The sequence below is a fragment of the Bacillus sp. G16 genome (assembly GCF_021282335.1).
In the GTDB taxonomy this organism is placed as follows: domain Bacteria; phylum Bacillota; class Bacilli; order Bacillales; family Bacillaceae; genus Bacillus; species Bacillus inaquosorum.
This window is the reverse complement of sequence record NZ_JAJSOZ010000002.1, coordinates 208,780-224,543: the sequence shown is the minus strand read 5'-3', so window position 1 is coordinate 224,543 and position 15,764 is coordinate 208,780. Positions and strand designations below refer to the sequence as shown.

Genomic DNA, 15,764 nt, shown 5'->3' with positions numbered 1-15,764 from the left:
TCTTATAAAACAAAGGAGAATAATCGGAAATGCAACTATTCGATATGCCGCTCGACCAATTGCAAACGTATAAGCCTGAACAAACAGCACCGAAAGATTTTTCTGAGTTTTGGAAATCGTCTTTGGATGAACTTGCGAAAGTCCAAGCAGCACCTGATTTACAGCCGGTTGATTATCCTGCTGATGGAGTAAAGGTGTACCGCCTCACATATAAAAGCTTTGGAAACGCCCGCATTGCCGGATGGTACGCGGTGCCTGACAAGGAAGGCCCGCATCCGGCGATCGTTAAATATCACGGCTACAACGCAAGCTATGACGGTGAGATTCATGAAATGGTGAACTGGGCGCTCCACGGATACGCCGCATTCGGCATGCTTGTCCGCGGCCAGCAGAGCAGCGAGGATACGAGTATTTCTCCGCACGGTCACGCTTTGGGCTGGATGACGAAAGGAATTCTTGATAAAGATACATACTATTACCGGGGCGTTTATTTGGACGCCGTCCGGGCACTTGAAGTCATCAGCAGCTTTGACGAAGTTGACGAAACAAGAATCGGTGTGACAGGCGGAAGCCAAGGCGGAGGCTTGACCATTGCCGCAGCGGCTCTATCAGACATTCCGAAAGCCGCGGTTGCCGATTATCCTTACTTAAGCAACTTTGAACGGGCCATTGATGTGGCGCTTGAACAGCCGTACCTTGAAATTAATTCCTTCTTCAGAAGAAATGGCAGCCCGGAAACGGAAGAACAGGCGATGAAGACACTTTCATATTTCGATATTATGAATCTCGCTGACCGAGTGAAGGTGCCTGTTTTGATGTCGATCGGTCTGATTGACAAGGTCACGCCGCCGTCCACCGTGTTTGCCGCATACAACCACTTGAAGACAGAGAAAGAGCTGAAGGTGTACCGCTACTTCGGGCATGAATATATCCCTGCCTTTCAAACGGAAAAACTTGCTTTCTTTAAGCAGCACCTTAAAGGCTGATTAAACGGGAAAAGCCGCCGCGTATCATCAGGCGGTTTTTTTCTGCAAACTGCCGGAATGAGAACAGACTGGAGACGAATAGATATGAAACAAAGGATCATTGATGAATTAAAACGAATCGAGCAGTCATACGGAGTCAAAATCGTATATGCCGTTGAGTCAGGAAGCCGCGCATGGGGATTCCCGTCGCAGGACAGTGATTATGATGTCCGCTTTATTTATGTGCCGAAAAAGGAGTGGTATTTTTCAATTGAGCAGGAGCGGGATGTGATTGAGGAACCGATTCACGATTTGCTGGATATCAGCGGCTGGGAGCTGAGAAAGACGCTGCGCCTCTTCAAAAAATCAAACCCGCCGCTCCTTGAATGGCTGTCCTCAGACATTGTGTATTATGAAGCATTTACGACCGCAGAGCGGTTAAGAAAACTGCGGATGGAGGCATTTAAGCCTGAAGCAAGCGTGTATCACTATATCAATATGGCGAGAAGGAACGTCAAGGATTACCTTCAAGGGCAAGAGGTCAAAATCAAAAAATATTTCTACGTGCTTCGGCCTATTTTGGCTTGCAAATGGATTGAAAAGCACGGAACCATTCCGCCAATGGATTTTACGGTTTTGATGGATGAACTTGTTACTGAACCCGAACTGAAGGCAGAAATGGAAACCTTGCTTGAACGGAAAAAAAGAGGCGAAGAGCTTGATCTCGAAGCGAGAATTCATGTCATTCACCAATTCATTGAAACGGAAATCGAAAGAATCATGGAAGCAGCAAAATCGCTAAAAGCAGAAAAAAAGGATATGACACCTGAATTGAATCGTTTGCTTTTGAATACGGTTAAAGAAGTGTGGAAGGATGGAGGAAGCTGATGTTTTTTGTCGCTTCCTTTTCTCCTTTATTCGACAGAATGTCCCCCGACTTTCTAACTATCTGATTGTGGCAAACCCACAAAAATTATCAGAATCTTTGTATTTTGAGAATATTGTGAACCACGGTTTTGTCCATTTACAATAAACTCATACAAATACTTCTTAGATTGCGGGGTGTTGAGGTTGGAAGTGATCACAAGAGATTTTTTCTTATTTTTATCCAAAAGCGGCTTTCTCAATAAAATGGCAAAGAACTGGGGAAGCCGGGTAGCAGCGGGTAAAATTATCGGCGGGAATGATTTTAACAGTTCAATCCCGACCATTCGACAGCTTAACAGTCAAGGCTTGTCAGTTACTGTCGATCATTTAGGTGAGTTTGTGAACAGTGCCGAGGTCGCACGGGAGCGTACGGAAGAGTGCATTCAAACCATTGCGACGATTGCGGATCAGCAGCTGAACTCACACGTTTCTTTAAAAATGACGTCTCTAGGTCTCGATATAGATATGGATTTGGTATATGAAAATATGACGAAAATCCTTCAGACGGCCGAGAAGCATAAAATCATGGTCACCATTGACATGGAAGATGAAGTCAGATGCCAGAAAACGCTTGAAATTTTCAAAGATTTCAGAAAGAAATACGAGCATGTGAGCACAGTGCTGCAAGCCTATCTGTACCGGACGGAAAAAGACATTGACGATTTGGATTCTTTAAACCCGTTCCTTCGCCTTGTAAAAGGAGCTTATAAAGAATCAGAAAAAGTAGCTTACCCGGAGAAAAGCGATGTCGATGAAAATTACAAAAAAATCATCCGGAAGCAGCTCTTAAACGGTCATTATACAGCGATTGCCACACATGACGACAAAATGATCGACTACACAAAGCAGCTTGCCAAGGAAAATGGCATTGCCAATGACAAGTTTGAATTTCAGATGCTGTACGGCATGCGGTCGCAAACCCAGCTCAGCCTCGTAAAAGAAGGTTATAACATGAGAGTCTACCTGCCTTACGGCGAAGATTGGTACGGCTACTTTATGAGACGCCTTGCAGAACGTCCGTCAAACATTGCATTTGCTTTCAAAGGAATGACAAAGAAGTAAAAAAAGGAGAGATTATCATGACAACACCTTACAAACACGAGCCATTCACAAATTTCCAAGATCAAAACAACGTGGAAGCGTTTAAAAAAGCGCTTGCGACAGTAAGCGAATATTTAGGAAAAGACTATCCGCTTGTCATTAACGGCGAGAGAGTGGAAACAGAAGCAAAAATCGTTTCTATCAACCCGGCTGATAAAGAAGAAGTCGTCGGCAGAGTGTCAAAAGCTTCCCAAGAACACGCTGAGCAAGCGATTGAAGCGGCTGCGAAAGCATTCGAAGAGTGGAGATACACATCTCCGGAAGAAAGAGCGGCTGTCCTGTTCCGCGCTGCTGCCAAAGTCCGCAGAAGAAAACATGAATTCTCCGCTTTGCTTGTAAAAGAAGCAGGAAAGCCGTGGAACGAGGCGGATGCTGATACGGCTGAAGCGATTGACTTCATGGAGTACTATGCGCGCCAAATGATCGAACTGGCAAAAGGCAAACCGGTCAACAGCCGTGAAGGCGAGAAAAACCAATATGTGTACACGCCAACTGGTGTAACAGTCGTCATCCCTCCTTGGAACTTCTTGTTCGCGATCATGGCAGGAACAACAGTGGCGCCGATCGTTACTGGAAACACAGTCGTTCTAAAACCTGCCAGCGCAACACCTGTCATCGCTGCGAAATTCGTTGAGGTGCTGGAAGAGTCCGGACTGCCGAAAGGCGTAGTCAACTTTGTTCCCGGCAGCGGAGCGGAAGTCGGCGATTACCTTGTTGACCATCCGAAAACAAGCCTTATCACATTTACGGGATCAAGAGAAGTGGGTACGAGAATTTTCGAACGCGCGGCGAAGGTTCAGCCAGGCCAGCAGCACTTAAAGCGTGTCATTGCTGAAATGGGCGGTAAGGATACGGTTGTTGTCGATGAGGATGCGGACATTGAATTGGCGGCTCAATCCATCTTTACATCAGCGTTCGGCTTTGCAGGACAAAAATGTTCTGCAGGTTCACGTGCAGTTGTCCATGAAAAAGTGTATGATCAAGTGTTAGAGCGTGTCATTGAAATTACGGAATCAAAAGTAACAGCAAAACCTGACAGTGCGGATGTTTATATGGGACCTGTCATTGACCAAGGTTCTTATGATAAAATTATGAGCTATATTGAGATCGGAAAACAGGAAGGGCGTTTAGTAAGCGGCGGCACTGGTGACGATTCGAAAGGATACTTCATCAAACCGACGATCTTCGCTGACCTTGATCCGAAAGCAAGACTCATGCAGGAAGAAATTTTCGGACCTGTCGTTGCATTTTCTAAAGTGTCAAACTTTGATGAAGCTTTAGAGGTGGCAAACAATACTGAATACGGTTTGACAGGCGCGGTTATCACAAACAACCGCAAGCACATCGAGCGTGCGAAACAGGAATTCCATGTCGGAAACCTGTACTTCAACCGCAACTGTACAGGCGCTATCGTCGGCTATCATCCGTTTGGCGGCTTCAAAATGTCCGGAACGGATTCAAAAGCAGGCGGGCCGGATTATTTGGCACTGCACATGCAGGCAAAAACAATCAGTGAAATGTTCTAAAGCGGGACTAAATGGGCATCCTCCCTGCGGGGATGTCCATTTCATCCATATACTATAAAAAAGAGGAGGAAGTGCCATAGAAAACACACAGCTGATTATCTCGATTTGTATTTATATGGCGGGGATGCTGCTGATCGGCTACTTTGCTTACAAGCGCACGTCGAATCTGACGGATTACATGCTGGGAGGACGTTCCTTAGGTCCTGCTGTAACCGCTCTCAGTGCGGGCGCTGCCGATATGAGCGGCTGGCTGCTGATGGGGCTCCCGGGCGCCATGTTTTCAACAGGTCTGAGCGGGGTTTGGATTGTGTTCGGACTTTGCCTTGGAGCATGGGCGAACTGGCTCTATGTTGCGCCGCGGCTGAGAACCTATACTGAAAAAGCGGGGAATTCCATTACAATTCCAGGATTCCTTGAAAATCGCTTTGGAGATCAAACAAAGCTTCTCAGACTGTTTTCAGGAATTGTGATTTTAGTCTTTTTTACGTTTTATGTATCGTCCGGAATGGTATCCGGCGGCGTCTTATTCAACAGTATTTTGGGGATGGATTATCACACCGGATTGTGGATTGTGACTGGTGTTGTTGTGGCATATACCCTGTTTGGCGGCTTTTTGGCAGTCAGCTGGACAGATTTTGTTCAGGGGATCATTATGTTTGCCGCACTCATTCTTGTTCCGATCGTTACGTTTTTCCACACGGGAGGAGCAGGTGATACAGTTGCTGAAATCCGCTCTGTGGATCCAGATATGTTTAATATTTTCAAAGGAACAAGCGTCCTTGGCATTATTTCTTTGTTTGCCTGGGGTTTGGGCTACTTTGGCCAGCCGCATATCATTGTGCGTTTTATGGCGATAACGTCTGTCAAAGAGATCAAAAGAGCGCGCAGAATCGGAATGGGCTGGATGATTTTGTCCGCAGTCGGCGCAGTGCTGACCGGTTTGGGCGGAATCGCTTACTACCATCAGCGCGGCATGACACTGAAGGACCCAGAGACGATTTTTATTCAATTAGGGAATATTTTGTTCCATCCGCTTATCACAGGTTTTCTGATTTCAGCTATTTTGGCTGCGATTATGAGTACAATTTCTTCCCAGCTGCTTGTGACATCAAGCTCTCTGGTAGAAGATTTGTATAAGTCGATGTTCAGACGCTCAGCTTCTGATAAAGAGCTTGTGTTTTTGGGCCGTTTGGCTGTTCTGGCTGTTTCAATCATCGCGTTACTGCTGGCTTGGGAGAAAAACAATACGATCCTTGGATTGGTCAGCTACGCGTGGGCGGGCTTCGGTGCATCATTCGGGCCGGTCGTACTGCTCAGTCTGTTTTGGAAACGAATGACCAAATGGGGGGCACTCGCCGGCATGATTGTGGGAGCAGCAACTGTAATCATTTGGGCGAATGCCGGTCTTTCGGACTTTCTGTATGAAATGATACCTGGTTTTGCTGCGAGTCTATTATCTGTTTTTGTCGTCAGTGTATTGACGCAGGCTCCGTCACAAGCTGTCACAGACCAGTTCAACGACTACCAAGATACAATGTCACAATAAAGATCGAAAGGAGGAGGAAGGGGTTGTCCCTTTTTCCTCTTTTCTCCTTTTAAGCGGACGTTTTTTCTTTTGGAAACAAACGTATTTTTTTCTATACAAAAAGCCCCCGTATGGATATGATTAAAGTAAAAAAAGTATAGGAGAAAAAGGTATGGAAGAGCTTTTAGAGAGAGTTTTTTCATTTTCAGATGTTGATAAGCTGATTGATTTTATCAGTTATGAACTGCAGAAACCAGTCATACTGGAAAGCGCGGATTTCTTTTTGTTAGCCTATAATTCTTACTATATTAACCATTTTGATTCTGCCAACCAGCAGACTATTTTTTCAAAAAAATGTCCGGTTCAGATTTTTGAGAGGTTTCTGAAGGACGGAATCATTGAAAAACTGAAAACAGAACCTGAGCCTTTTCGCGTCAATAAAATTGAAAGCATTGGGTTAAACCAGAGGGTGGTCGTGAGTGCAAAGCATAAAGGGGAAGTCATGGGCTACATCTGGGTTCAGGAGCTGGACCAAAACCTGACGGACGAAGAGCTCGACTTTTTGTATGAGACCTCCTTTCATGTCGGGAAAATCATTTATAAAACGAACAAGCTGAAACAGGAAAAGGAAGAAAAAGCAGAGGATCTCATCAAACGGGCCATCTATCAGCAATTTATCTCTGAGAAGGAACTTAGACGGGAAGCTGAAAGAATCAACACCGTGCTGCCTTCGATGTTTTCAGTTGTCATCCTGCACGCCGCGAATGGGGATGGGGAAGCGGTTGAGGATTTAAAGGAAAATATCAGGTCGTACCTGAATTTACGGGATAAAGTCAGTCATGTCTTAACGATCGAATCAAATATTGTCATCGTCGTAGCGAGTTTTTCCCAAAAAAGCTCCGTCTCCTCGGCAGCTTCAGAATTTATTAACAAGCTGTTAACACATTTTCACTTTCAAAAAATACCTACCCCTATTTATATCGGTATCGGAAACGAATATGATCACCTTTTAAAACTCGGCAAGAGCTACACAGAAGCACTTGAAGTCATCAAAGCCGCAGAAATCACCGGCAACCAGGAAAACATTCCATATGAATATGCCAAACTCGGCATTTACCGCTATTTAGAAAGCATTGAACAGAAAAATGAGTTTTTAGAATACGAGAATAAGGATTTGGCTTTATTAAAAGCAAAGGACCAAGAAAGCAGCACCGAGCTACTGAAAACGCTGGAAGTCTATCTCCTCAACAACTGCAAAACAAAACCAGCAGCAGAACAGCTGTTTATTCACCAAAATACATTGAATTACCGCATCAAACAGATTACTGAAATGACATCGATTGATTTAAGCGATTTCAGAACGCGATGCCAGCTCTATCTGGATTTGATGCTGATGAAAAAGAAATAAAAAAGAAACCAGTACTTGTACTGGTTTCGTCTTCACTTAAAATCCTCTGTAAACGTACGGATCATCAGGCTTTTTAATGGTGCTCCAGTCAGTCACTTTCACAACAGGGAGCGTTGATTTGAATGGCTGATAATATTCTGAGGCCAGCGTGCCCTTAATTTGAATCCATTCATCATCCTTGATGTTGATGTCCTTCGGAAACTCCACAAGCATCCCGTACACGCCGGAATCAGCGATACAGTGAATGATGCCAAACCTCAATACGAAAAGCTGATTTTTGTTAATCGCGTTTCCTTTGTACGCAAATCCATGAAATTCAATCGTCCGCCCGAGAAATTCACCCGGATAGTTATATATCGTTTCCATTCCTTTTAGAAAATCATCATCGGTCAGAGAAATCTCTTTCTTGCTGGAATACTTATTAAACAGCTGTTTCATCTGTTTGTCATAGCTGTCTTGCGCGTAATAAAGGCTGGCATCTGGCCGCAAATACTGTGTTTGGGAGTAATGATCCCCGCTCTCCATCGCTTTAAACGAGAACCCTTTTGTTTTAACAATGGATGAGTCAAGCGTCGCAATCGGGAAGAAGATGCCCGACACTAAAGGGAAAATAAAAACAAGATAAATCAAATAACGCTGATAAAATGGCTTGTTTTGTTCATGTTCGTGATCATGGCCGCACCCGCAATCATGATCATGATGATGCCCGCCTTTTTCAGGCGACTTGATAAATACATATGCTTGAACGACTGTCAGAATAGTCAGCAGGAAGATCGCAATAAAGGAAAGATAGGCATATTTCATATTGATATATTTTGTTAGATTTCCTGAGGCATGCAGATGATAAAAGAAAAACGTAAATCCCATCAGCACCAATAGACGAAACATCCAATCACCCCTTTACCAGTAGTGATCCCACTAAGACAATCACGACAATGTACGTAATCAGCAGGAAAACAAATCGTTTTTTGAAGGCCGCAAGCATCATCAATAGATTCTTAATATCCACCATCGCGCCAAAGACGAGAAAGGCGATTAACGATCCTAATGAAAATGTGCTGCTGAAGGAAGACGCGATGAACGCATCGACCTCTGAACAAAGCGACAAGACAAACGCCAGTCCCATCATCACGAGGGAAGAGGATACATCATTCTGCCCGATCGCAAGCAGAGTGGATGTTTTGACATACGTCTGCATAGCAGCAGCTATGAAGGCGCCGATGATTAAATATTTCCCAACGGAGAAAAATTCATCAATGGCGTGACGCAAGGTCCCTCCCAGCTTTTGAAGCAGGGTGTGGTGATGATGATGGTGATGCCCGGATTCATCAGGCTTTAAAAGCTGATTATCCTTAAATTGATAGGATAAGATGATCCCAATGATCACCGAAACGGCGAGCGCCAGTCCGCCCCGGTAAAAGACAACGCTCCATCTATTCCCAAACGCAATATAAGTGGAAAATAAAACGATAGGGTTAATGATAGGCGCGGTCAGCATGAAAGCGACGCCCGCATGCAGAGGAACCCCCTTTAACAGAAGCCGCCTCGTAATCGGGATGATGCCGCATTCGCAGGCGGGAAACAAAACGCCGGCCAGCGCACCGAATAAAACGGCGAGAAAGCGGTTTTTCGGCATGATCCTCGCAATCATTTCTTCAGAAACAAACATTTGAATGATTCCGGAAAGTATGACGCCAATCAGAATAAACGGAATGGCTTCTATTAAAATGCTGATAAAAATAGAATTCAGCTGAAGAAAAGATGATTGTGCTGTCACAATAAAACCTCCGCTCATGTTAAGCTGCCTCTTATGTTACCAGAAAAAAGGCACTGCTTGTTTGACGGAGGAGGGGAAAGGATTGTTTCACCTTGTTTAGGATTCCAAAAATTCGAGTATGATTCTGTCTGTTTCAGCAGCTTCTTTCCCAAGCCAAATCAAGTGCCCCCATGAGTGAATCAAACAGAGAGCGGCGTCAGGAATGTGTTCTTTTGCATGATGTGCATGTGACAAGTCGACAAATCCATCGTAAACGCTTTGCATAATCAGTACGGGGCATGTGATGGCCTGCAGCTCTTTTGAAGAGACAGCGGCGGTTTGTGGCAAGTCGAGCAGAAATCCTTCACCTGAGCGCTGCCTGCTGTTCATTTTTCGAAATGCTTCTATGTCTTTTTCATCCATCATGGACTTGATTCGCTGAAACGAAAGCGTGCTGAATTGCGGACTCATGGCTCGAAACATCAAACGCGGGAAGGCGTTATTCAGAGAAGAAGCCAGCTTCCACAGCCACTTTTCCACCGGAGGGCGGAAGAGGATTCTCCCAACTTTGTATTCCGTGTCTTGAGGGGTGAGCCATTCTTTGGTGATCGCGGATTGCAGGGTCAGAGTGTTTGTCCTTTCTGGATGATGTGAGGCAAAGCATATGCCGCTCGGGCCGCCTGCTGAGATGGCAATCACATGGACGCTGTCGATTTGTAAATGATCTAACAGCTTCACATAGAAACGGCAGGCGTCGGCAAGACTTTTTCCAATCTCTTTTGACGTTCGTCCGTAGCCGGGCCTTGAAGGCGTGATGATGGAGTACCCATGCTCGACCAGCGACGTGTACCCGAATTCCTCGTAACAATTTGAATGCCCGCCATGCATGACCATAATGGGGGCTCCCTTGCCTGTCACAGAATATTCTAGTGTAAGTCCTTCGAAAGTGATCGTTCCGACTCGTCTTTTCATCTGTTTCTCCCATTTGTTTTCTGCCTATTATAGGGTTTTCAACAATTTACCACAAGAAGAAATGAATAAACAAAGGCACGTAAAATATGATATACTTTGTATTGATATTCATTCTCAATTAAAATGATTTGATATAGATGTGTACGGGAGGCAGGACGGATGGCTGAGAATCAAGAGGTATATGACGTTACGATTATAGGCGGAGGGCCGATCGGGCTGTTTACGGCTTTTTACTGCGGGATGCGGGAGCTGAAAACGAAAGTGATCGAATTTTTGCCGCGGCTTGGAGGGAAGGTGTCTTTATTCTTTCCTGAGAAAATCATTCGCGATATCGGCGGAATACCGGGGATTGCGGGAAAGCAGCTGATCGAACAGCTGAAGGAGCAGGCGGCGACGTTTGATCCTGACATCGTGCTGAATCAGCGAGTGACCGGTTTTGAACGTCTTGATGACGGCACTATTGTGCTGACAGGTTCTGAAGGAGAAAAGCATTATACACGAACCGTCATTTTAGCTGTCGGCATGGGGACACTTGAGGTCAATGAGTTTGACAGTGAGGATGCGACCCGGTACGCGGGCAAAAATCTTCATTACGGGGTTGAGAAGCTTGATGCGTTTAAAGGCAAGCGGGTCGTAATATCAGGCGGCGGAGATACTGCGGTCGATTGGGCCAATGAGCTGGAACCGATTGCGGCGTCTGTGACTGTCGTTCACCGGCGCGAGGAATTCGGCGGATTGGAAAGCAGCGTGACGAAAATGAAGCAATCATCAGTGCGGGTGCTTACTCCTTATAGGCTGGAGCAGCTGAGCGGCAATGATGAGCGAATCCAAAGTGTGACCGTTTGTCATACTGCGTCTGGCCATAGGGAAGACGTAGAGGTTGATGAGCTGATCATTAATCATGGGTTCAAAATTGATCTCGGGCCGATGAAGGAGTGGGGGCTGGAGATTGAAGAAGGCAGGGTGAAAGCTGACAGACATATGCGGACGAATCTTCTGGGCGTGTTTGTAGCGGGTGATGCGGCTTTTTATGAAAGCAAGCTGAGATTGATTGCCGGCGGCTTTACGGAAGGCCCGACAGCGGTCAACAGCGCGAAGGCTTATTTGGACCCTAAGGCCGAGAATATGGCGATGTATTCAACCCATCACAAAAAATTGGTGCATAAATAAAACAGCCCTTGAGAAAAGGGCTGCTTGCAATCAGCTGTGAAGGAGCTTTTTTTTCGGTTGTTGATTCTGAATGAGAGCAAACAATTCCTCCTGTTCTTGGACAGTTGTGAATCCATAAGCACCGGCAGCTGAGTCATCGCCTATGCAGACGATGGGAGGTCGGCTTGCTGACGGTTCCGGCGAGATGCCAATTTGTTCGCCTGCGCTGATCAATTGCTGAACGGACGGTTTGCTCGGACAAATGATCATGTGCAACGGAGATTCACTGATGGTTCGCTGAATCATGTGGGTGAACCGGTCATCTATAACATTTTCATGGGTGACATAAAACGAACAGGGCTTCTGCGTCTGCATGTTTTCCACTGCATGGCGGCTCCCGACAACAAGACGTTTTTCAGATTCAGGCTGACTGGCGGAGACGCGAAAACCTCGTTTTTCAAGCTCTGTCTCTGCATGTTCAGATGCCGCACTCAGTCCGGCTGTCAGCTGGCGGATGTCAATTTTCTTGGAAGCAAGTGTTTGGAAAAATTCACAAACCGCACGGCGCGATGTGAAAAAAATGTCTTCAAAGGTGCCGATCTTTTGAAGAATCTCTTCATTGACGGGCGTGTTCTCAGTCCGCCATTTCGGCCATTCGATGACATCGGCACCGGAATCGCGCAGCTTGTCTGCAAGCGGCTCTTCATCTTCGCCATGAGTGACAACCATCATGTGCTGGCCGATGAGTGGTTTGCTTTCAAACCAGCTGTGTGTTTGAAAGTTGACGATATCTCCGATGACGATAATCGCAGGGTTTGTGATCTGGTGTTCCTGAACTTTTTGCTGAATGTTTTCAAGCGATCCTTTCACACTCCGCTGTCGGCCCCACGTTCCCCATTGGACCACAATGACAGGGACGGAAGGAGATTTTCCGTACGCGATGAGCTGCTGGCAAATATAAGACAAATTCTTGACACCCATGTAAAAGACAAGGGTTTGAACGCTCCGGGCAAGCCCTTCCCAGTCAAGATTCGGCGTGCCTTTTAATGATTTATCATGCGCTGTAATCATGGCAAAAGACGATGCGAAATCCCGATGCGTGACAGGGATGCCCGCATATAGCGGCGCTGCAATTCCAGAGGTGATTCCCGGCACCATTTCATAGCGGATGCCGTGCTCATGGAGAGCATCTGCTTCCTCGCCGACTCTGCCGAATACGCTCGGATCTCCGCCTTTTAAACGGACGACGGTTAACCCCTTTAATGCTTTTTCAACCAGCAGGGCGTTAATTTCTCTTTGTTTCATAAAATGGCGGTCTGGCAGTTTTCCGCAATAAATAAACTCGCAGTCCGGTGATGCAAATTCGAGCAGCTTCGGGTTGGCGAGCCGGTCATATAAAATGACATCTGCTTCCTCCAGCGCCTGTTTTCCTTTAATGGTGAGCAGCCCTGGATCGCCGGGGCCGGCTCCCACGAAATATACGATTCCGTTCTTCATGGTCATGTCATCCTTCCGTCACTGTAAAAAATGAAGGGATCACTTGAAAAGTGATCCGGTCTTTTGATCAATATACGAGATAAACATGTTCTCCTTCGATCAGCGTTTCGTATGTTTTAACGCATCCGTGATCAGGTTCTTGGACAATTCCGTCTTCTAAGGAGATTTTCCAGTCGTGCATCGGGCAGAAAACATATTCGCCGCTGACGATGCCTTCTGCCAGAACTCCGCCCTTATGCGGACAGCGGTTTTCGATGGCGCGGATGCTTCCATTTGAAAGCTTGAAGACTGCAAGCTCCTTATCTTCAATATACACTGTTTTGCCTAATTGTTCAGGCAATTCTCCAATTTTTCCGATACATACTTTTGTTACGTCTTTGTTCACCATGTCCGTTCCTCCTCAATGTTTGTTTTTTGTCATTATGATGTCGTCACGACATTTTCAAATAATTCTTTAGAGGTTTGTTTGTTTTCCAGGAAATTCTTCCACGGATCCTTGTGGACAGAGAGTGTTTCATTCATTCGGTCGTTCAGCTCCTGCCGTTTTTCCGGATCGTTTAACACGGATTGGACATGGGATAAACCGACGCGCTCAAGCCATGCGGAAGTACGCTCCAGATAGTTTGCGGTTTCCCGGTAATATTGCAGGTAGGCGCCTGCGTATTCTAAGACTTCTTCATTTGTTTTCACCTTCATCAGCAAATCACCGGCGCGCAAATGGGTTCCGCCGTTCCCGCCGACGTAAAGCTCCCAGCCTCCGTCAATGCCGACAACGCCAAGGTCCTTAATGCCGGATTCCGCACAGTTCCGCGGGCAGGCAGACACGGCCATTTTGACTTTATGAGGCGTGTTCAGCCCTTCGAATTTTTTCTCAAGCGCAATGCCCAGTGCCATGGAGTCTTGTGTGCCGAAACGGCAGAATTGCTCACCTACGCACGTTTTTACTGTGCGGAGTGTCTTTCCGTACGCGTAGCCTGACGGCATATCAAGATCTTCCCATACCTTCGGAAGGTCTTCTTTTTTCACGCCGATGAGATCAATGCGCTGGCCGCCGGTCATTTTCACGAGCGGGATCTCATATTTGTCGACGACATCTGCGATCTTGCGCAAATCTGTGGAGTTGGTCACGCCTCCGTACATCCGGGGAACGACTGAGTATGTTCCGTCTTTTTGAATGTTGGCGTGCATTCGTTCATTAACAAAGCGGGATGTCCGTTCATCCTCGTATTTGGTTGGATTGATCATGCCTAAGTAGTAGTTCAGAGCAGGCCGGCATTTGGAACAGCCTTCTGGTGTTTTCCAGCCGAGCACATTCATGATTTCTCTGGTATGTGACAGCCCTTTGGCTTTGATTTCTTCTACGACTTCATCTCTCGACAATGTGGTGCAGCCGCAAATCGCTTCTTTTTGCGCTGACGCATCAAAGTCTGATCCGAGCGTATGCTGGAGGATTTCTTCTACGAGCGGCTTACAGCCTCCGCATGAGCGGGATGCACCGGTGCATGCTTTGATCTCGTCCGTTGACGAGCAGCCCTTTTCCTGTATGGCTTGAATAATGTCACCTTTTGACACGCCGTTGCAGCCGCAGATGATTTCATCGTCGCTCATCGCTGCGGTAATGCTTGTGCCTGCTTCTTGGTTGAGAGGCTGTAAGATTGATATTTTAGAGGTTTCAGAGATATCGGCTTCTTTTTGAATCATAGAAAACAGGCGGTTGCCCTCGCTGCTGTCGCCGAATAAAACAGCACCGACAATTTGGTTGCCTCTCAGGACGATTTTTTTATAGATGCCGTCCTGCTCATCGAATACTTTAATCGCTTTTTTGTCCTCTGATTCATCAAAGTCACCGGCAGAGAAGACCTCGACGCCTGATACCTTTAACTGAGTAGAGAGAACGGAGCCTTCATACGGTTTTGTTTCGATGCCGCACATATGCTTCGCCAGCACTTTGGCCTGTTCATAGAGCGGCGCCACGAGCCCGTATGCGATTCCCCGGTGCTCAGCACATTCACCGACTGCATAAATGTGCGGGATTTCAGTTTGCATATAATCGTTGACAATGATTCCGCGGTTAACCGGAATGCCGCTTTCGGCTCCAAGTACTGTATTCGGGCGGATGCCGACAGCCATGACGACTAAATCAGCTTCAATGCTTGTGCCGTCTTTGAATCGGACGCCTTCGACACGGTCATCACCGACAATTGCTTCGGTTTGCTTTTCAAGTAAAAAGGTCATTCCTTGTTTTTCTAACTCGTTTTGCAGCAGGCGTCCTGCCGTTGCATCAAGCTGGCGTTCCATCAGGAATGGTGCGAGGTGGATGACGGACACGTCCATGCCGAGATTCAGCAATCCGCGAGCGGCTTCCAAACCGAGCAAGCCTCCGCCGATGACGGCTGCTTTTTTATATTGTTTTGACGCGGCGAGCATCGTGTCTGTATCTTTGATGTCCCGGAAAGCCGTGACGCCTTTTTTGTCTGCGCCCGGAATCGGAAGGATAAAAGGGACAGAGCCTGTCGCCAGGATCAATTCGTCGTAAGGCTGGATTCGGTCTGCGTCTGTGATGACCGTTTTGTTTTCTGTGTCCACTTTGATGACTGTTTCATTTGTATACAATTGAATATTGTTTTCTTCGTACCAGTCCCAATCATTTAACGTAATATCTTTGATGTCGGTATCGCCTTGAAGTACTTTTGACAATAGGATTCGGTTGTAGTTGGGATGCGGTTCGGAACCGAAAATTGTGATCTGAAATTCATCTTTTGCAACACTCAATATCTCTTCAATGGCCCTTACCCCGGCCATTCCATTTCCAACAAGGACTAGCTGTTTTTTTCCCATCAGATGATCCGCTCCTTATCAATGTTTTTTCCAGCGTAGCACAGCAAAAAGGAATATTTAAGATACATGTTATAAAATGTAACAAAATATACGAAAAGTT

The 15,764-nt window shown here is 46.3% G+C and carries 13 protein-coding genes; 7 read left to right on the top strand and 6 right to left on the bottom strand.

Translation table 11 applies throughout. The features are described 5' to 3' along the window. The first annotated feature begins 29 nt into the window (after positions 1-29). The 6 genes from cah to putR all read left to right on the top strand — a co-directional run bounded on the left by cah (position 30) and on the right by putR (position 7,452). Positions 30-986 carry a cephalosporin C deacetylase gene (gene cah / locus LWH95_RS03130; protein ID WP_119913368.1) on the top strand — a complete coding sequence of 319 codons (957 nt, stop codon included), beginning with the start codon at positions 30-32 and terminating at the stop codon, positions 984-986. A gap of 84 nt (positions 987-1,070) precedes the next feature. Then, the gene (locus LWH95_RS03125) at positions 1,071-1,853 is read left to right on the top strand and encodes a nucleotidyltransferase domain-containing protein (RefSeq protein ID WP_148982886.1); all 783 of its coding nucleotides are present in this window, start codon (positions 1,071-1,073) and stop codon (positions 1,851-1,853) included. Between the two features lie 189 nt (positions 1,854-2,042). Beyond that, positions 2,043-2,954 (top strand): proline dehydrogenase PutB, encoded by a 912-nt coding sequence (gene putB / locus LWH95_RS03120; RefSeq protein WP_232919011.1) that lies wholly within the window; start codon positions 2,043-2,045, stop codon positions 2,952-2,954. A gap of 17 nt (positions 2,955-2,971) precedes the next feature. Further along, positions 2,972-4,519 (top strand): L-glutamate gamma-semialdehyde dehydrogenase, encoded by a 1,548-nt coding sequence (gene pruA / locus LWH95_RS03115; RefSeq protein WP_003241175.1) that lies wholly within the window; start codon positions 2,972-2,974, stop codon positions 4,517-4,519. A gap of 91 nt (positions 4,520-4,610) precedes the next feature. Beyond that, positions 4,611-6,065 carry a sodium/proline symporter PutP gene (gene putP, locus LWH95_RS03110; protein ID WP_407711507.1) on the top strand — a complete coding sequence of 485 codons (1,455 nt, stop codon included), beginning with the start codon at positions 4,611-4,613 and terminating at the stop codon, positions 6,063-6,065. A gap of 151 nt (positions 6,066-6,216) precedes the next feature. Beyond that, entirely contained in the window at positions 6,217-7,452 is a 1,236-nt protein-coding gene (gene putR, locus LWH95_RS03105) for a proline utilization transcriptional regulator PutR (protein ID WP_003241173.1), read from the top strand. Positions 7,453-7,488: 36 nt separating this feature from the next. Here the strand turns inward: putR and LWH95_RS03100 are convergent, their stop codons facing one another. The 3 genes from LWH95_RS03100 to LWH95_RS03090 form a co-directional block, all read right to left on the bottom strand. After that, a complete protein-coding gene (locus LWH95_RS03100; protein WP_232918937.1) occupies positions 7,489-8,340 on the bottom strand; it encodes a TIGR03943 family putative permease subunit in 852 nt (283 codons plus the stop codon). Positions 8,341-8,344: 4 nt separating this feature from the next. Then, positions 8,345-9,229: a permease gene (locus LWH95_RS03095; RefSeq protein ID WP_232919009.1), complete on the bottom strand. Its 885-nt coding sequence runs from the start codon at positions 9,227-9,229 to the stop codon at positions 8,345-8,347. Positions 9,230-9,325: 96 nt separating this feature from the next. Next, positions 9,326-10,180, bottom strand: coding sequence for an alpha/beta fold hydrolase (locus tag LWH95_RS03090; RefSeq protein ID WP_232918936.1), 855 nt, complete (start codon positions 10,178-10,180; stop codon positions 9,326-9,328). A 159-nt stretch (positions 10,181-10,339) separates the two neighbouring features. Between LWH95_RS03090 and ffoR the strand changes: the two genes are divergently transcribed. Further along, the gene (gene ffoR, locus LWH95_RS03085; protein WP_232918935.1) at positions 10,340-11,350 is read left to right on the top strand and encodes a ferredoxin--NADP(+) reductase; all 1,011 of its coding nucleotides are present in this window, start codon (positions 10,340-10,342) and stop codon (positions 11,348-11,350) included. A 30-nt stretch (positions 11,351-11,380) separates the two neighbouring features. On the opposite strand, the gene cobA is transcribed toward ffoR, so the two are convergent. From cobA to nasD, 3 genes are all read right to left on the bottom strand, one after another. Beyond that, positions 11,381-12,832, bottom strand: coding sequence for a uroporphyrinogen-III C-methyltransferase (cobA, locus tag LWH95_RS03080; RefSeq protein ID WP_133488560.1), 1,452 nt, complete (start codon positions 12,830-12,832; stop codon positions 11,381-11,383). A gap of 61 nt (positions 12,833-12,893) precedes the next feature. After that, positions 12,894-13,214 carry a nitrite reductase small subunit NirD gene (gene nirD / locus LWH95_RS03075; protein ID WP_014662717.1) on the bottom strand — a complete coding sequence of 107 codons (321 nt, stop codon included), beginning with the start codon at positions 13,212-13,214 and terminating at the stop codon, positions 12,894-12,896. A 32-nt stretch (positions 13,215-13,246) separates the two neighbouring features. After that, a complete protein-coding gene (nasD, locus tag LWH95_RS03070; protein WP_133488558.1) occupies positions 13,247-15,664 on the bottom strand; it encodes an NADPH-nitrite reductase in 2,418 nt (805 codons plus the stop codon). Between the last annotated feature and the right edge of the window lie 100 nt (positions 15,665-15,764).